The organism is Lysobacter sp. cf310 (assembly GCF_900114355.1).
Taxonomy (GTDB): domain Bacteria; phylum Pseudomonadota; class Gammaproteobacteria; order Xanthomonadales; family Xanthomonadaceae; genus Lysobacter.
On sequence record NZ_FOSS01000005.1, the window covers coordinates 53,957 to 71,142 of the forward strand.

Sequence of the window (17,186 nt, forward strand, 5' to 3'; positions counted from 1 at the left end):
CGGCGTTTTCGTTTGTACGCGAGGGCGAGGACCGCGACGGCGCTAGCGCGGCGGCGAGGCCGGTGCGGTAGCGGGTGCCGTAGCAGGTGCCGTAGCAGGTGCCGTCGCGGGCGCCGTCGCGGGCGCCGTAGCGGGTGCCGTTGCTGGCGCGGTTGCGGGTGCGGTCGCGGGCGCTGTGGCAGGGGCCGTCGCGGGTGCGGTCGCAGGTGCCGTAGCGGGCGCGGTCGCGGGTCGAGCCGCGGTCGCAGGTGCTGTCGCGGGTGCGGTGGCGGGTGCCGTGGCAGGTGCGGTCGCGGGTCGCGCGGCCGCGGCCGGCGCGGTCGCGGGTGCCGTCGCAGGTGCCGTCGCGGGTGCTGTGGCCGGTGCAGTGGCAGGCGCGGTAGCCGGCGCGGTGGCGGGCGCCGGTCGCGGCGCCGGCGGACGCGCGGCGTCGGCGATCGCGGTGTCCATCGCCGTGCGGCGCTCGCGGTCGCCTTGCTGCTGCGAGGCCAGGCGTGCGTTGCGGGCGACGTTGGGATCGGGTTCGGCGGTGGGATTGATCGAGGCGTTGCGGATGCGGTCGGCCTGCGCCTGCGCGGCCATCTGGTTCAACGGCAGATAGTCGCTGCGGAAGTTCAGCTCGACCGAAGAGTTGAGCTCCAGATCGGTGTTCATTTCCTCCGAACTCTGCGAACGCTGGGTGGAGACGTAGCCGATGTTGTTCTCGATCTCGGCGCTGGCGCCCCAGGGCCCGACACCGAAGCTGCCCGAGGCGCGCACGCGGTTGTTCATGTTGAACTGGCTGCCGCGGTCCTCGCTGGCGACGCTGCGGGTGTCGACGTGGAAGCGCATCGAGGCGTTGATGCGGCCGCTGTCGATCACGATCCGCTGCATGCCCAGCATGACCATGGTCGCGAGCATCTGCTGGCGCTGGCGCGCGATGTAACGCCGCGCCAGCGGCACCAGCTGCTCGGGATTGCTGGCGTCCACCGACTCCTCCGGCTGCATGCCGAGCTGGGCGCGGATTTCCTCGGCGGTCGGCATCGAGGCGCCGCCGCGCAAACGCAGGCGGATCTCCGCGGCCTCCTCGGGATCGACCTCCTCGCCTTCCTCGGGCTGCTCGTACTCGATCTGCTGCGGAAAGTGCTCGGCCACCCACTGGCGGACCTGGATGATGCTGAACTGGCTGCGCTCGAAACCCTCGGCCGAGGCCGAGACGCTGTTGAGCAATTGCACGTACATCTGCATCTGCTGCGAGCTGGAATCCAGCATGGCCCGGAACACGCCGTTGATCAGATCGGTCACGAAGCGCGGGAACGAGACCGCGTTGAGCACGTTGCGGGTGGTGTCGGCGACGCGGTCGGCGGCCGCGGCGAAACCCGGCTGGTCCTGCGCGCGCGCCAGCGGCGGCGGGCGCTGCGCGATCTCGTCCTCGGCCTGGCCTTCCTCGGCGATCAGGTCCGCCGCCAGCGCCGACACCCGCACCATCGAACGCGCGAGCGACTGGCGATCGATGTCGGACAGGTGCTGATAGTTGGGCGAGCGTTCCAGCACGTCGCGCACGGCGCTGCGGATCCACGGCGGCGGTGCGGCGGCGGCCGGCGCGGGCACGGCGGCGCGGGCGACGGCGGCGCTCATCTCAGGCCGCCGCGGACAAGGCCGGCGCCGCGGCCGCTGCCGGTGCGGCGGCGCGGCCCGACAGCCAGCGCTGGGCGGCGCCGATCAGTTCGTAGTCGTCGGCCGCGATCTGCGGCGCGGCGTCGGCGTAGTGTTCGGCCAGCCACAGCAGCACGGTCTGGCCGGCCCGACCCTGATCGACGTGGCGCTGCACGCCGCTCGCGCTCTGCCCCTGTTGCGAACCCGCGACCGCGACCAACTGCCACAGCGAGTTCACCCCGAACGCGGCCTGCAGCATGCGATCGCGCAGGAAGCCCAGGGCCAGGTTGATGTTGGCGACGATGTCGCGCGCGGCCAGGGTCGCCATCGGGTCCATGCGCAGGGCCAGGAATTCGCCCAGCGCACCGCAGGCGGTCTCCAGCGCCACCCGCTCGCGCAGGTCGCCGCCGTCGGCCTGGGCGACGATGGCCTCGCACAGACCCGCCATCAGGCGTTCGAAGTAGGGCGTTTCGATCACCCGCGCGAAGATCGCCTGACGCTCGTTGGCGTCCAGGCGTTCGCGGCGCGCGCGCCAGAAGCCGTTGATCAGTTGCGCGCCCGGGCCCAGGGGCTGGCTGATCGCGCCGCTGGCGAACAGGCCGGCGATCTGCTCGGCGGTGGGCAGCAGGCCGGCGGCTTCGAGTTCGGCGGCGAAGTACAAGGGCGCGGCGGCCTGCAACTGGGCGCGGTCCATCGCATTGGGCGCGCCCGGCGGCAGGTCGATCGCGCCTTCCAGCGGATCGGCCGACAAAGCGATCACCAGCGCCGACTGGCGCTCCAGCGCGGACAGCGACAGCGCCAGCGCGCGCAGCAGCGGTTCGTGCTCGTGGCGCGGCGCGATCACGATGTCCGGCGGCGGCGGGGCCAGGCGCATGCGCGGGCCCTCAGCGATTGCCGCTGCCCTGCGCGCCGCCGGCGGCGCCGCCGCCCGCGCCGCGTGCGCCAGGCACGTAGTTCGGATCCACCGGAGTCGAATTGCCCTGGATCGCGGCGATCATCGCCGGCGAGGCCAGCTTCTCCATCGGGAAATAGTCCGACTTGAAGTTCACCCGCACCTCGCCGGTGAGCTTGGCCTTCATGTCCTGCTTGGATTCGGAGTCCTCGCTGACCGAGGACGAGACCGTGGTCATGTGGCGCTGCACGTTCTCGTTGACCGAGCCCGCCGCGCCCCAGCCGAAGTGCACGCCGGCCGCGCTGCGGTTGCGGTTCATGCTGGACTGGCTGTCGTAGAGCGAGGCGCCGGCCGAACGCGAGGCTTCGTCGGTGGCGCGGAAGTCGAACACCACCTTGGCGTTGATCGCGCCGTCGGTGACCACGATGCGGTTGATGCCCAGGATCACCATCGACGACAGCAACTGCTGGCGGCTGCGCGCCATCTGCACGCGCGCGGCCTGCACCAGGCGGCCTTCCTGCTCGGGATCGGACAGGTCGGTGATGGGCTGGGCGAGCTGCAGCTCCTGGTTCATGCGCGTCATCGCGGCCTGATCGTCGTCCTGGTTGGTCATGGTCAGGCGCGGTCCCGCGCCCTCGCCGTCGCTGGTGTCCAGGCCGAGATCGCCGGGGAAGCGATCGACCAGCCAGTCGCGCGCGTTGTTGAGGCTGATGTTGTCGGCGGCGAACTGGTCGACGGTTTGGGCCACCGACTTGAGCAGTTCGCCGTAGGCGTTCATCTGCTGGATCGAGGCGTTGACGATGGCCTGGAACACGTTCTGGATCAGGCCGCCGACGAAGGCCGGAAAATCCACCGAACCGATGTACTTCTTGAAATTGTCAGCGCCCTGCTCGACCGAGCCGGCCTTGAAGTCGCTGCCGGCGAAGGTGCCGATCTTGTCGGAGGCCTTGCCCTTGGCCTGATCGACTTCGCCCGCGAGCGCGCGCGCCAGGCCGTCTTCGCTGCCCTGCGACTTCGACAGGATGCCCTGCCCCGGCGTGAGCTCCTGCTTGGCCAGGCCGTCGGGATTGGACATGTAGGACGCCACCCGCACCATGTTGCGCGCGAGCTCCTGCTGCTCGGCCACCGGCAGCTGGCGGAAGCCGGGCGAGGATTCGAGCAGACGCCGCACCTGCGGGCGCACCGCCGACAAGGTGTCGTCGTCCAGCCAGGCCGGAGAGGCGGCTGCGCTACGCACGGGTACGCTCATGGCCTTAGCTCCACGTCGTGCGGGCCGCGATCAGGGCGTGGCCGGCGCGGTGGTCGGCGCGGGCGCGGCGGCGGCGGGCGTCTGGGTGCCGCCCGCGGCGGGCGCGGGCGCGGCCGCGGGCGCGGGTCGTCCGGCCATGGTCTTGACCATGCCGGGCTGCGCGTTCATCTGGATCGCCGCGATCGACTCCGGGTTGGCGAGCTTTTCCAGCGGCAGGTAGTCGCTCTTGAAGTTGACCTCGACTTGGCCGGCCAGACTGGCCTTGGCCTGCAGCGAGGAATCGCTCTGCAGCTGCGAGGTGCTCATCATCTTGATGATGGGTTCCTCGTTGTACTTGTAGTTGCCCTTGGCGTAGTAGCTGCTGTCGCGGCGCTCGACGTTGCCGTCGGAGGAGCGCGTGTAACCGCCCACGTCGCGCTTGCTCTCGTACTCGCCCTCGCTGGAGCGCTTCATCTGGACGTTGCCGTAGGCGTCCTTCTGATGGTCCATCTTGGTGGCGCTGTAGCGGTAGCGGCTGTTGTCGCGGGCCTGGAAGTCGTACATGACCTTGGCCGAGATGCGGCCGTCGGTGACCACGATGCGGTTGATGCCCAGCATCACGATGGTCGCCAGCAGCTGCTGGCGGCCGGTGGCGATCTGGGTACGCGCGGCCGGCACCAGCAGGGCCTCGACCAGTTCGTCGTCGAGCCGGGTCAGCGGCTTGTCCAGCGGCAGGGATTGATTGAGGCGCGCGACCGCGGCGCGCTCGTCCACGTCCTGGCGCAGGGCCACGCGCGGTTCGCCCGCGCTCTGCCCGCCTTCGCCGCCGAAGCCGCCGAAATCGCCCCAGTCGCTGCCGCCGCCCATCTGCAGTTGGAAGATGTCGGGGAATTGCTCGACCAGATGATCGCGGCCCTGGTTCTGGGTGGTGTTGTCGTCGCGGAACTGGTTGAGGCTCTTGGAGACGTCGGCGACCAGCTTGGCGTAGGCCTCCATCTGCTCGATCGACGAGGTCACGATGGAGTGGAACACGCCGTTGATCAGGCCGCTGACGAAGGTCGGGAAGTTGACCGCGTTCATCAGCGCGCCGGCCTGCTCGACGCCGGTGCGCAGGGCCTGGCCGAACTCGGGCTGGTCGTCCTGCTTCAGCGGCTGCGAGGCGTCGTCGCCGGCGAGCGCGCGCACCTGCGGGCTGTTGTCCTTCAGGCGCATGCCGTCGGGCTCGGCCAGGTAGCTGCCGATGCGGACCAGGCCCTGGGCCAGGATCTCGCGCTTCTCCGGCGCCAGTTCGTTGAAGGCCTGGCTGCGCTGCAGCAGGTCGCGCACCGCCAGGCGCGCGGATTCGTGGGTTTCGCGGCTCGCCGTCGGCGCCGGCGCGGTCGGCCGCGCGCTGGGCGGGAAGATGGCGGATCGGGCGCTTGCGGGTGACATGGCATTGACTCCGTTTCGGTGCGTGCGCTTGGACGACGCGGCGAGGCTGACGATCCGCTCCGGTGGCGCGGCCCTACTGCAGGCCGCGCGCTTCCTCGATGCTGTCGCGCATCTCGAATTCGATCGGGCGCACGTACAGGCTGATGCGCGCCGGCGAGCTCGGATTGACGCGGATGCTGAGCACCGAGAAGTGGCCCTGCTCGCGCGCCTCCTCCATGCCGAAGGCTTCCAGCCAGCGCGACAGCGCGGCCAGTTGGCGCGGCCGCTCGGCCAGGCCGAGCTTGAGCAGATCGAGGAAGCGCGCCGGCAGGTCGGGAATCGCCGCGAGCAGGATTTCCAACTTGAGCTCGGCGCCGTCCGGAGTTTCGCGCACGCCGACCAGCACGCCGCCGTCGGGCAGCTCGAAGCGTCCGCCCAGGGCCACGCCGACGATGCGCATCAGGCTGGGCAGCTGATGGCCGATGCCGAGCCGGTTCATCATCGGCCCTAGCGCCGACACCTGCAGCTTGCCGCGATGCAGGAAGGTCACGCGCTGGCTGCCGGATTCGCGCTTGCAGCCGATCGAGGTGAAGATCGGCATCAGGCTGGGCATCTCCGCCATCACCTGGCGGGTGAGCATCCCCAGGCCCGGCGACAGCGCTTCGATCTGGCTGGGCAGCAGCTCGTAGTAGATCTTGGCCGCGTACAGGCCATCCTCGTCGAAGGCGCTGCCGAACCAGGCCCCGTAGTTCATCCAGCTCAGGCCGCCGAAGCCGCGCCATTCCTCGCTGCGCGAATCGAACCAGCGCAGCGCATCGCGGCCGAACACCGGCTGCACCAGCCGGCGCATCTCGCGCGTGGCCTCGTCGCGCCGGGCCATCGGCGGCGCGCCGGGGCCCAGCGGTTCGATGGTGAAACGCAGGATGTCCGGCTCGGTCTCCGAGAACGACGGCTCGTACGGCACCGCGCCGGGCGTGAGCGCGTTGCGGGCGTAGGAGACGTCGTCGTCGGGCAGGCGGAAGGTGCGGTCGATCAGCGAGTCCAGGTACGGCAGGGGATCGCGCGTGCCCAGGGCGCGCGCGGCGGTGGCGAGCGAACGCTTGACGTGCGTCGCCATGGGTTGCTTGCCGTGGTTGCTCGGGGGCTGGTTCATTGCGGTACTCCCGTAGGGGCTTCAGGCGGCTGGGGACGCGATCACATCAACGGCATCGAGCCGTTGAGGCCGCCGGTCAGCGATTCGATCGCTTCGCGCGCGAACGCGGGCATCTCGATCGGCTTGCTGGTGATGACCGGCGACTCGGTCGACTGCGAGTAGTGCTCGACGCTGTCGTCCTGCACGCCGCCCACCGCCAGCCACTGCTCGCAGGCCTGCAGCAGGTCCCAGTCGTTGGGGTCGACCGTGGGCTGGTCGCTGCCGCGCAGTTGCGGGTTGGTCAGCGCGGCCAGCGAGATCACCTCGCCGAAACGGCTGCTCAGGCGCTGATGGTTGTTGGCCAGCCAGCGGATGATGACCGCGCCGGCGCGGGCCTGGGTGCGGTAGCGGTGGGTGTTGCGGGTGCCGCCCAGGTAGTTGGCGTTGACCTGATCGATCACCTGCCACATGTCGCGCGCGCCGAACGCGCCGCGGATTTCCGGATCGCTGAGCTGATCGCGGAATTCCAGGATCATCTGCTGCAGTTCGGTCGCGGCGAAATAGGCGATGCCGTAACCGTTGAGCGACAGATTCGCGCCCAGGTCGTAGCCGGCCTTGCGCACCTGCTCCTGCGACACCGCCACCGGGATGTTGCTGCGCAGGAGGCGGTCCACGCTGACCTGACGGCCGAACGAGGACACCGCCGAGACGAAGCGCATCCACAGCTCGTTGAAGTCGCGGTTGGGCTGGTTGGCGTTGGGGTCGCCGCCCGGGGCGCCGAACACGCGCATGTACAGATCGCGGCGCTCGCCTTCGGTGATGCGCTCGCCGGCCTTCTTGTAGTAATTGAACAGGTAGTCGCCGGCCTTGCCGCGGCCCAGCGGCAGCAGCCCGGCGCGGAACAGCTCGACGATGCGTTCGACCACCTGCGGCATGCGCATCTCTTCCAGCATGTAGGCGAAGTAGATCGCCTGCACCGCATGCAGGTTCTCGCGGATGATCTCGACGTCGGTGGCCGCTTCCAGGTCCGGCAGCATGATTTCCATGGCCGACGGAGGCGCGCCGGAGACCACGCCGGTCTGCATGTCGTAGACGTTCTGGATCCGACTGGCCAGCCAGGCGTCGTTGGCGCTGACGCCGTCGGTGGCCAGGCGGCGCACCACCGCGGCGACGTTGCGCCCGCTGAGCGCGCAGACGTTGTCGCTGGCGGCGGGCACGAAGGCGTCGCCGGTGTCGCGCATGTCCTCGGCGACCGCGGCATCGCTGGCCTCCTCCTGCGCTTCCTCGGCGGCGGCGCGCGCGGCGGCCGCGGCGTCGGCGGCGCGGCGCGCTTGCGCGGTCGCGGCTTCGGCGGCCTTGTTGGCGCTGGCGACGGCGCGGCGCGCGGCGGCCAGTTCGGCCTTGCTCGGCTTCTCGTCGCCCAGCGCCTCGAGTTCCGCCTGCTTGTCCTTGGCGGTCTTGGCGGCGGCACGCGCGCTCTCGCGCGCGCTCGCGGCGGCCTGATCGGCCTCGCGCGAGCGCGCCAGCGCGGCCTGGGCCGCGGCGACCGCGTTGCGCTTGGCGGCGGAGCCGTCGAGGGCGTCGTAGCGCGTGCGCGGATCTTCGTTGGGATCGATGCAGCCGACGATGGCCGGGTCGATCAATCCCGATTCGATCTGCGACTTGAGCACCACGGTGTAGCGCTGCCCGAGCTGGGCATAGGCGGCGTCGAACAGGGCGCGGTTCTTGCGGTACTCGCCCTGGGCGGTGCTGATGCGCTGGACGAAATCCGGACGCGCCGCGTCGGTGTAACCGTCGACCTGGAGCAGGCCGCAGATCGAGGCGATCTCGCGCTCGTACTTGTCCAGCGGCTCGATCAGGTTGCCGGTCATGCGCTGCGAGCCGAGCAGGCCGTACTTGTGCACGAACTGCTTCTTGCGCTCCAGCTCTTCCCAGGACTCCTGCTGATGGGTCGCGGCGACCACCTGGTAGAAGCGGTCGATGACCACATCGCTGCCGAGCTGCTTCTTGATCTGCGCCAGCTCCTCGAGCTGGCGGCTGCTCAATCCGCCGCTGGTGTCGGCGGTCTTCTGGATGGTCTCCAGCACTTGCTGGCGGGCACGCAGCTCCTGGCGCTTCTTCAGCTCGCGCTCGCCCAGGTCAACCAGCAGGATACGTTTCATGACGGTTCTCTCGCGTTGGTAACGGATTGGGAGGAGCAGGACGGGGTGGAGCGGGCGTGGCGCACGGCGTTACGCTGGTCTGCCGCGGCGCCCGCGTGCCTGCGGGACTTGCTGTTGTGTCGTTTGCTCGCCATGGGGCTCTCCTCGGCAGCGTTGCGTGGTGCGTGTGTGTGACGGTTGCATCGGTTGCGTGGTAGGGGTTCAGGCCGCGGCCAGCGCAGCTGGCGGTTCGACCGGTTCGTCGCCTTCGTCGCGGATCGCGCGGTCGATGCGCGCGTCCAGCGCCTGCAGCGCGGCCATCGCGTCGACCACGCCGTGGCCGCAGCCTTCGACGCCGGCGCTTGCGAACGGGCGCGCGCTCTCGATCAGGACCTCGCGCGCCTCGACGCTGTCCAGCGGCCAGGCGCGGCGCTGCGAGCGCGAGGCCAGCAATCCGCAGATCGCGGCCACGAAGGGCGAAGCGAAGCTGGTGCCGCTGGCGGTCTGGTATCCCTCCAGGCCGCAGGTGAGGATGTCGCGCCCGGGCGCGCAGATCGCCACGTGCTCGCCGCGCGTGCTGAAGCTGGCCGGGCGGCGCTGGCTGTCGATCGCGCCGACCGCGATCACGCCTTCGTGCGCGGCCGGGTAGTACTTCTCGGTGAGGCCGGAATTGCCGCTGGCCGCGACCAGGATCACGCCGCGCGCGAGCGCGTAGCGCACGATCTCCTCGTGCGGCTTGGGCGCGTCCGCACCCAGCGACGATTCGGGCGTGCCGAAACTCATGTTGATGACCTTCACGCCCAGATCGATCAGGCGTTTCATGCCGGCATCGATGTTGTCCAGGGCGCCGACGCCGAAACGGCGATCGTCCGCGCCCACCGCCGCGCCCAGCACCCGCACCGGGGTCAGGCCGCAGGCGCCGGCGCCGCCGGGCGGGATGTCGCGGCCGCGCGCGACCAGGATCCCGGCGCAGCCGGTGCCGTGGCCGACCTCGTCCTGCGGGCGTTCGCCGCGCTGGCGGTAGTCGCCGACCAGAGTCAGGCCGCCGACCGTGGCCGGATCCAGATCGACGCTGTCGAAGCCGGCGCGCAGCCGCGTCGACAGCTCTTCGTGCTGGACCGCGACGCCGGTGTCGGCCAGGCCGATCACGGTGGCCGGATCGCCGGGCTCGTAGGCCAGCGCCTGCGGCAGGCGGATCAGCTCGCGCGCCCAGGCGCGTTCGGCCGTGCGTGCGGCAGCGGGCGTGGCGAACGGTGCGCTGCACAGGTGATCGGCGCCGACGCGCTCGACCATCGGCAGCTCCGCCAGCGCCTGCAACAGCTTGTAGGCGCCGCTGGGATCGCGCAGCTCGATGCGCAGCACGCGGGCCACGCCGCTGAGCTGTTCGATCTCGTCGAAACGGCGCGCGCCGCTCACCGCGCGCGCGCTGCGCGGCGTACGCGCGCTGTGCAGGCGCGCGGCGCGGAACGCGCCGGCGTGATGGCGCAGCAGGCGATCGATCACGCCGCCGTCGATGTGCTCGGCGATCGGCGTGCCGTATTGAGTGCAGGCGCGCAGGCCGGGCAGGTGCTCGGGCACTTCGCCCAGGCGCAGGGTGACCAGCAGGCGGCCGGGCACGCGCGAGGCATAGGCGGCGTTCATGGCCGGCCTCCGGGCGCGTCGTCGCTCCAGCGGCCGGTGTGGCCCTCGCTGAGGCGCACGTGCGCGACTTCGCCGTCGCCGAAATCCAGCTCGGCGTCGCAGCCGAGCTGGCTGGCCAGCGGCGCCAGCACCAGCCGGCCCTCGTCGCTCTCGATCACCGGCACCGCCGCGCCGGCGGCGCGCACCAGCGGCAGGCGCCCGGCGCGCAGGGCCGGCGCGCTCACGTGCACGCGCTGGGAGGCGCGCGCGTCGCGCTCGTCGCCGCGCTCGACCCGGGTCACGCGCGGCGCGGCCGCGTTCATCAAGGCCTGCTGCAGGCGGTTGACCGGCATCCGCGACAGGCGCGCGATCACGTCGGTGCCGGCGCTTTGCTTGAGTTCGTTGAGCTGGGTGATGGTGCGCACGCCGATGCGCTCGAGCCGGCGCTGGTCGTCTTCGCTGATCGAATCGCCCAGCGCCTCGCGCAGGTTGAACTTCGGATCCTCGGCTTTGAAGTCGACCGCGTTCTCCTCGATCATCGGCTTGGTGATCGTGGTCAGCGCCAGTTTGATCGTGCTGGCCTCGGACTCGCCGGGGCCGGCCGGGCGCAGGTAGACGTCGTCGTCGATCATCTGCACGAAGGCGCGCAGGTCCATCGACACTTCCTTGACCGCGAAGGTCAGCGGCAGCTTGCCGACCCGGGCCTTGATCGCCATCGCGGCCTGGGCCTTGTCCAATTGCTCGGTCAGGGCCTGGATGAACAGATCGAAAGGCACGCCGCTGTCGCGCAGCAGGGCCGGCATCTGCGCGCTCATGGCCGGCCTCCGTCGGAACTCCAGCTCAAGGTCAGGCGCGAGGGCATCGCGTTCCAGGCGTTGATCTCGCGGCTGCGCGGCAGGTCGGCCAGTAGCACGCAGCCGCCGTCGCGCAGGATCGGTCGCAGCTCCAGCGGCAGGGTCATCTCGACGTGGGCCAGCTGCACTTCCACCGGCAGGCCGCGCGCCTCGGCCGCGATCAGGCCGTCATGCAGCTCGTCCAGCAGTTGCGAGAGTTCGCGCAGCATCACGCGCCTCCTTCCGGCGTCGGCGCGGGCGCGGCGATCGCGGGTGCGGCGGCGGGCGCGGCCGCGCGCATCGCCGGCGAGTGGCGCTGCACCAGCGCGATCTTGGCCGCATCGGCCAAGCGCTCCAGCGGCAGGGTCTCGCTGACGAAGTTGAGTTTGACCTCGCCGAACAGGTCGGCGCGGACGTTGGATTCGTTCTGGGCGTTGACCGCGACCGTCGACACCATGGTCGAGCTCTGGCCGCTGTAGCTGAGCGCGCCGCGCTCGCCCCAGTTGTTGACCGACTGCGGATCGGCGCCGACCGCGTACCCGACCTTGGCCGAGTCCTGGGCGGCGGCGCGGAACATCACCTTGCTGGTGATGCTGCCGTCGCGCACCACGACCCGGTTCATGCCCAGCATGACCATGGTCGCGAGCAATTGCTGGCGTTCGCCGCCGACCTTGAGCCGGACCTGCGGCAGCACGCGCTGTTCCAGCACCTCGGTGCTCAGTTCCTCGCCGTCGACGCCGTACTCGCTCAGCCACGCCGGCATCAGGCCCTCGGCGCGCGGCGCCAGCTGGGCCTCGGTGCGTTCGCCGCCGTCGGGCAGCAGCAGTTGCACTTCGCCGGGATAACGGGTGGCCAGCCAGTCGCGCGCCTGATTCGGGCTGACGTTCTCTTCGGTGAACTGGTCCAGGGTCTTGGCCACCGCCGCGACCAGGCTGGAGTAGCTCTCCATCTGCCGGATCGAGGCGTCGACGATGGCGTCGAAGGTGCCGTGCACGAGCTGGGCGACGAAACCCGGGAAGTCGATCTCGTTGACCATCGCGCCGGCGCGGCGGGCGATGGTCTCGGTGGCCTGCGGCTTGGGCGCGGCCGCCGGCGCTGCCGCCGGAGCGCCCGCGGCGGGCGCGTCGGCGAGCGAGCGCGCGGGCGTTTGCGCCCCGTTCCTGGGCGGGAAGATCCTGCCGCGAGTGCCGTTGTGCTCGGACACGATGCGATCCTCAGGCCGTCGTCACCCAGCGGTTCTCGCGCTCGTAGCGGCCGTCGCCGAGCAGGCGCAGTTCGATGCGCGCCGCCGGACTGCCCTGTGCGAGTCCGCTGAACCGGTAGTCGATGCTCACCTTCAAGGCCGCCACGCCGCCGACATCGGCGGCGTCCTCGATGCGCGCGGTCGCTTCCACGCCGTAGGCCAGGTTGGCCGGCAGGCCCGCGATCACGCGCACCTCGCCGACCGAGCCCTGCGAGGCGCGGAAATCCACGGTGATCGGCAGCGGCGAGGACTGGCCTTCGATGGCCGGCCATTCGCCGAGCTCGATGCGCACATCGGAAGCCGCGGCCGAACTCACGCTGGGCGACAGCACCGCCGGCGACTTCAGGCCTTCGAGCTGGTCCAGGGCCCAGCGGCAGGCGCCGGCGCTGCCGCGCAGCACGCTCATGCGCGTGCCGGCGACGCGGCTGGGTTCGATCGGCTCGCGGGTTTCGCCCGAAGCGCTGGCGTCGCCGCCGGCGTCGAAGGCGCGCACCGGCAGGGGCGGACGCGCCAGACGCAGGCCGCCACCGCTGCCCAGCGATTGCGCCGTGGGGCGCGGCGCTTCCGGCGGCAGATACAGCACCCGCCAGTTGCCGTAGTCGGGTTCGGCCATGTTGCCGAAGTCGGCGGCGAAGTCGGCGAACGGCAGCCAGTCTTCGTAGCCGTTGTTGGCCGGATGGAAATCGATGGGATCGGCATCGAAAGCGACGCGCGTGTCCCAGGGATTGAGCACCTTGACCTGCACCGAGGCCGGGTCTTCCAGGTTGCCCTTGATGCCGCCGATCACCACCGCATGCGGCGCGCCGACGATCACCACCCACAACGCGCCTAGCTCGCGCAGCCACTGCGCCCATTGGGTGGGCGTGTTGTAGAGACTGGCGTTGGACGGGTGCGGAATCACGGCGAAGCCGTAGCGGTCGCGCACCGCGTTGAGCAGATCCCAGCCATAGGAGCTGGCCAGCGAGCCGCCGACCTGATTGGCCAAGGTCTCGGGCGCGTACGAGGCGTTGTGGCGCCACGACAGCAGCATCGCCATCGACGCGGCCCAGCACGCATCCTTGTTCGGCTGCGGCACCAGCACCACCGGATAGTCGCTGCCGCTTTCGGACAGCGCGCGCACCGGCCGGCCCGCGCCCAGCGCGAAGGTGGTGGCACGCCCTTCGATCCAGTCGATCTTGGTCGGGGTGATGAAGCAGCCGCGGTTGAGGCCCTGCGCGGCCGGCTGCCCGGTCACGTGGACCGCGCAGACCTGGGCCTTGAGCGTGCCGCTGCTGCGATCCAGGTGATAGACCGGCGAGCCGCTGGCGCCGTGCAGGGTCAGGATCGGATACTCGATGACCTCGCCGTTGCTCTGCGAGGCCGCGTAGCCGCCGTGCAGGTGCTGCTTGTCGCCGTCGATCGCAGCGGTGAGCTCGGGCACCGCGTCGGAGGCGCCGGAGTAGCCGCAGACCACGATCGGCAGGCGATCGGACGGGGTGGCGTTGAGGAACTCGAAGTACTGCCCGTTCGGCGCCGCGATCGGCACGTTGTCGATCACCGCCAGGTCGTTCTCCCAGTTGCCGCTGCCGCTGTAGCGCGGCGCGATCCGCCACGACGAGCTGGGCAGCGTGCATTGACCGAACGGCTTGACGCCGGCGCCGTTCTGGCCCGGTATCACGGTCACGTCGACCTTGTTACGCAGGTTGTGCGCGCAGGTCAGGATGCTGTTGGGCCCGATGTAGAAGCCGGTGCCGCCCCAGCCGTTGCCGGCGCTGTCGGTCATCAGCAGTTGGCAGATCGCCGAATGCGGGAATGCGCGGGTGTCCTCGACGCCGACGAACCATTCCTCGCGCGCCAGGCTGAAGGCGTCGTCCTGGCAGGTCAGCGCGCTCATCGGATTGGAGGGGTCGTAGAACGGCGTGATGATTTCCTGCGCGGTCGCGTAGGGACGCCCGGGCAGCGCGAGCGCCTTCGCGCGGCCGCGTCCACGCAAGCCCTGGGTGGTGGCGGGCGCGGGGACCGGTGCGGCCGCGGCGCGCACGCAGTCCATGTAGTGCTCCCAGTTCCACAGCCGGCTCGGGCAGTCGTGGTTGTCGCGCGGCGAGGCTTCCTGGTGACCGACGATGTGTTCGCGGTCGATCGGCAGGTTGTACTGCGCGCACAGCCAGGCGACCAGCGCCGCCGAGGCCTGGTATTGCTCCTCGGTCGGGTCCAGGCCGCGCTTGTTGGCGACGTGCTCGATGCCGATGCCGTGGGTGTTGGCGCTGCTGGCATGCCAGGCCACGTCGTTGTTGCGCACCATCTGCACGACCTCGCCGTCGCGGCCGATCACGTAGTGGGCGCTGACGGTGATGTGCTCGTTGCGCGAGTTGCGCTGGTCCGGATTCTGGAACCAGCCGATGGTGCCGGTGATGCGCGAGCCGCCGTCGGTGATGTGGATCACGATGCGGTCGACCGTACGCTGCGTGCGCATGGCGCGGTAGTTGCCCGAATACGCCGGCGCGAAACGGCTGGCGCCGGGGTACTCGGCGGTGGGCGCGTCGAACGCGCGCGCATGCCGGTACGACTGCTCGGCCGCGACGGTCTCGTCCGGAATCGGCTCGGAAATGCCCTTGTTGTCCTGCGCATCGTCCTCCAGCGCGAACGCGCGCGTGCGTCCGCGCGGGCCGCCGGGCATGCCCAGGGCGAAGCTGGTGGCGCGGCCCTCGATCCAGTCGATCTTGCTGGGGGTGATGAAGCAGCCGCGGTTGAGGCCCTGCGCGGCCGGCTCGCCGCTGACGTGGACCGCGCAGATCAGGGCCTTGAGCCCGCCGCGGTCGACCAGGGTGTAGACCGGCGAACCACTGGCGCCCATCAGCGACAGGATCGGATAGTCGAGGGTTTCGGGATTGGGCTGCTCGCGCACGTAACCGCCGTGCAGGTGCTGCTTGTCGCCGTCGATGATCGCGTCCAGCTCGGGCACCGCACGCGACGCCGCCGAGTAACCGCAGACCACGATCGGCAGGCGGTCGGAAGGCGTGGCCTGCAGGAATTCGAAGTACTGCCCGTTCGGCGCCGCGATCGGCACGTTGTCGATCACGGCCAGGTCGTTGTTCCAGTCGCCGTCGCCGGTGTAGCGCGGCGCGATGCGCCAGGACGAGGACTGCACCGTGCATTGCCCATAGGGCCGACCGCCGGCGCCATTGCGGCCGGGGATGATCTGCACGCTGCTCATGCCGTGCAGGTTGTGCGCGCAGGTCAGGATGCGGTTGTGGCCGATGTAGAAGCCGGTGCCCTGGTAGCCGGAGCCGTCCGGCGCGGTCATCAGCAGCTGGCAGATCGCCGAATGCGGATACAGCGAGGTGTTGGGCACGCCCGCGAACCATTCCTCGCGCGCCAGACTGAAGGCGTCGGCCTGGCAGCTCAGCGCGGTGGAGGGATCGGCGGGATCGTAGAACGGGGTGATGATCTCCTGCGCGCGCGCATAGACCTTGCCGCCGCCGCCCAAGGACTGCGCACGCGGCGCGGCGCGCTGCGCGAGCGAGAACGCGATGCCGAAGCCCGCGGCTTCCTGGGCGATCCACTGGCGCTTGGCCGCGGTGATCCGGCAACCCAGGTTGGTGGTGGCCGAATGCGCGGCCACGTGCACGCCGACCATGTGCGCGCGCGGGAACGTGCCGCCCTCGATCCAGTACACCGGCGAACCGCTCGCGCCGCCCAGGGTCTGCAGGTCGTAGTCGAAGGTTTCCTCGCTGGGCAGGCTGCGGATGTAGCCGCCGTGCATGTGCTGCTTGTTGGGATCGATGTTGTCGTTGACCCATTGCTCGATCGCGTCGTTGGCGTACCAACGCGCGGAGTAGCCGCACACCACCACGCCCTCGGGACGCGACTGGGTCAGCTCTTCGACCAGGTCGAACGTGCGGTCGGTCGGCACCGCGTTGGCGGCCGGCACCCGGATCACCGCCATGTCGAAGTCGCTGTTGCCGGCGCTGTAGGACGGATGCTTGCGGCAATCGGCCGCGGTTACGTGGAAGCGGCCGAAGGGTTCGGTGGCGCCGCTCACGCCGGCGCCGTTCTTGCCCGGCACGATGATGAGTTCGCTCTGGCCGTCGACCACATGGGCCGCGGTCAGCAGCAGGCAGGGGCCGATGAAGAACGCGCTGCCGTGCAGGGCGCCCTCCTCGCTGCCGTCGGGCCGGCGCACCTGGCAGATCGCCGAATGCGGCGGCACGGTGGTGTCGGTCACGCCCAGGAACCAGATCGCGCTGCTGACGAAGAAGCCGATCTGGGTGGTCAGGGCGTCGAACCAGTTGCTCGGCCGGTAGTAGGACGAGACCAGCAGCGAGCGCGAATTCGGCACCGGCGTGCGCGGGGTGGGCGCGTCGTAGCGCTGTTGGTAGCGGCCGTAGGACTGCGCGGTCGCGGGCGCCGCGTCGGGCGTAGGCACCGGCGTCGCGGCCGGTGCGGGTGCGGCCGCGACCGCAGTGGTGCTGTCGTGGCCGTTGCTGGCCGGCGCGCTCGCGCCCTGCTGCCACAGATCGTCGGAGTAGCCGTCGCTGTAGGGCGCCGGTGCGGACGGTGCGGCGGCCGCGCCGTTGCCGCGACCGTTGCCGTTCGCGCGCGCCGCGCCGCTGTCGAGCGCGTCGCCGCCCCAGGCCAGCCCACCGTTGGCCGCGCCGCCGTAGCCGGAGACGGTGTCCAGGCGCGCCGTGCGGCGCAGGCCGCGCTCGGTGAGGCCGCTGAGATTGACGTACATGTTGCCGGCGTCGGGAATCTTCACCGACACCGGACGGCTGCGGTCGCCTTCGTTGTAGGTGGCCAGGCCGAAGTACAGCCGCGGCTGGCCGACGAAGCGCGCGACCACGCTGGGCGGCACCAGATAGACCGCGTCGCCGCGGCGCGCGCCGCTGCCCAGCACGCGGCTGGAGTAGAAGTTGCTGGCCGTGCGGCGGGCGCGATTTTCGGCCTTGAGCAGCTCCGGGTCAGTGGCCAGGCCGATCTCGAACAGCGGATTTTCGCTGCGGACCGTGAATCCCAGCACGCTGAAGCGATCGTCGATCGTTTCGCGGTTGGCTCGGATGAGTGCCATGACTG

At 70.6% G+C, this 17,186-nt stretch carries 11 protein-coding genes; all 11 read right to left on the bottom strand.

Going from position 1 to position 17,186, the window contains the following annotated elements; all coding sequences use genetic code 11:
- Positions 1 to 42: 42 nt before the first annotated feature.
- On the bottom strand, positions 43 to 1,617 hold the full coding sequence (locus BMZ45_RS17565) for a hypothetical protein (RefSeq protein ID WP_175489140.1): 1,575 nt from the start codon (positions 1,615 to 1,617) through the stop codon (positions 43 to 45).
- A gap of 1 nt (position 1,618) precedes the next feature.
- Entirely contained in the window at positions 1,619 to 2,509 is an 891-nt protein-coding gene (locus tag BMZ45_RS17570; RefSeq protein ID WP_091637837.1) for a hypothetical protein, read from the bottom strand.
- Positions 2,510 to 2,519: 10 nt separating this feature from the next.
- On the bottom strand, positions 2,520 to 3,776 hold the full coding sequence (locus tag BMZ45_RS17575) for a hypothetical protein (RefSeq protein WP_091637838.1): 1,257 nt from the start codon (positions 3,774 to 3,776) through the stop codon (positions 2,520 to 2,522).
- A 30-nt stretch (positions 3,777 to 3,806) separates the two neighbouring features.
- Positions 3,807 to 5,186: a hypothetical protein gene (locus BMZ45_RS17580; RefSeq protein ID WP_139215563.1), complete on the bottom strand. Its 1,380-nt coding sequence runs from the start codon at positions 5,184 to 5,186 to the stop codon at positions 3,807 to 3,809.
- A 73-nt stretch (positions 5,187 to 5,259) separates the two neighbouring features.
- The gene (locus BMZ45_RS17585; RefSeq protein ID WP_091637839.1) at positions 5,260 to 6,318 is read right to left on the bottom strand and encodes a hypothetical protein; all 1,059 of its coding nucleotides are present in this window, start codon (positions 6,316 to 6,318) and stop codon (positions 5,260 to 5,262) included.
- A 41-nt stretch (positions 6,319 to 6,359) separates the two neighbouring features.
- The gene (locus BMZ45_RS17590; protein ID WP_091637840.1) at positions 6,360 to 8,459 is read right to left on the bottom strand and encodes a hypothetical protein; all 2,100 of its coding nucleotides are present in this window, start codon (positions 8,457 to 8,459) and stop codon (positions 6,360 to 6,362) included.
- 201 nt (positions 8,460 to 8,660) lie between these two features.
- Positions 8,661 to 10,079 carry a S8 family peptidase gene (locus BMZ45_RS17595; RefSeq protein WP_091637841.1) on the bottom strand — a complete coding sequence of 473 codons (1,419 nt, stop codon included), beginning with the start codon at positions 10,077 to 10,079 and terminating at the stop codon, positions 8,661 to 8,663.
- Positions 10,076 to 10,873 (bottom strand): hypothetical protein, encoded by a 798-nt coding sequence (locus tag BMZ45_RS17600; protein ID WP_091637842.1) that lies wholly within the window; start codon positions 10,871 to 10,873, stop codon positions 10,076 to 10,078. Before BMZ45_RS17600 ends, BMZ45_RS17595 begins: the two co-directional genes overlap by 4 nt.
- On the bottom strand, positions 10,870 to 11,121 hold the full coding sequence (locus tag BMZ45_RS17605; RefSeq protein WP_091637843.1) for a hypothetical protein: 252 nt from the start codon (positions 11,119 to 11,121) through the stop codon (positions 10,870 to 10,872). The genes BMZ45_RS17600 and BMZ45_RS17605 overlap by 4 nt, the downstream gene beginning before the upstream one ends.
- The gene (locus BMZ45_RS17610; protein WP_091637844.1) at positions 11,121 to 12,095 is read right to left on the bottom strand and encodes a hypothetical protein; all 975 of its coding nucleotides are present in this window, start codon (positions 12,093 to 12,095) and stop codon (positions 11,121 to 11,123) included. The genes BMZ45_RS17605 and BMZ45_RS17610 overlap by 1 nt, the downstream gene beginning before the upstream one ends.
- Positions 12,096 to 12,105: 10 nt before the next feature.
- The gene (locus BMZ45_RS17615; protein ID WP_091637845.1) at positions 12,106 to 17,181 is read right to left on the bottom strand and encodes an N-acetylmuramoyl-L-alanine amidase; all 5,076 of its coding nucleotides are present in this window, start codon (positions 17,179 to 17,181) and stop codon (positions 12,106 to 12,108) included.
- Between the last annotated feature and the right edge of the window lie 5 nt (positions 17,182 to 17,186).

Bases quoted from the DNA above. Each gene is read 5' to 3' on its own strand.
- BMZ45_RS17565 (WP_175489140.1), bottom strand. From the start codon at position 1,617: ATGAGCGCCGCCGTCGCCCGCGCCGCCGTGCCCGCGCCGGCCGCCGCC.
- BMZ45_RS17570 (WP_091637837.1), bottom strand. From the start codon at position 2,509: ATGCGCCTGGCCCCGCCGCCGCCGGACATCGTGATCGCGCCGCGCCAC.
- BMZ45_RS17575 (WP_091637838.1), bottom strand. From the start codon at position 3,776: ATGAGCGTACCCGTGCGTAGCGCAGCCGCCTCTCCGGCCTGGCTGGAC.
- BMZ45_RS17580 (WP_139215563.1), bottom strand. From the start codon at position 5,186: ATGTCACCCGCAAGCGCCCGATCCGCCATCTTCCCGCCCAGCGCGCGG.
- BMZ45_RS17585 (WP_091637839.1), bottom strand. From the start codon at position 6,318: ATGAACCAGCCCCCGAGCAACCACGGCAAGCAACCCATGGCGACGCAC.
- BMZ45_RS17590 (WP_091637840.1), bottom strand. From the start codon at position 8,459: ATGAAACGTATCCTGCTGGTTGACCTGGGCGAGCGCGAGCTGAAGAAG.
- BMZ45_RS17595 (WP_091637841.1), bottom strand. From the start codon at position 10,079: ATGAACGCCGCCTATGCCTCGCGCGTGCCCGGCCGCCTGCTGGTCACC.
- BMZ45_RS17600 (WP_091637842.1), bottom strand. From the start codon at position 10,873: ATGAGCGCGCAGATGCCGGCCCTGCTGCGCGACAGCGGCGTGCCTTTC.
- BMZ45_RS17605 (WP_091637843.1), bottom strand. From the start codon at position 11,121: ATGCTGCGCGAACTCTCGCAACTGCTGGACGAGCTGCATGACGGCCTG.
- BMZ45_RS17615 (WP_091637845.1), bottom strand. From the start codon at position 17,181: ATGGCACTCATCCGAGCCAACCGCGAAACGATCGACGATCGCTTCAGC.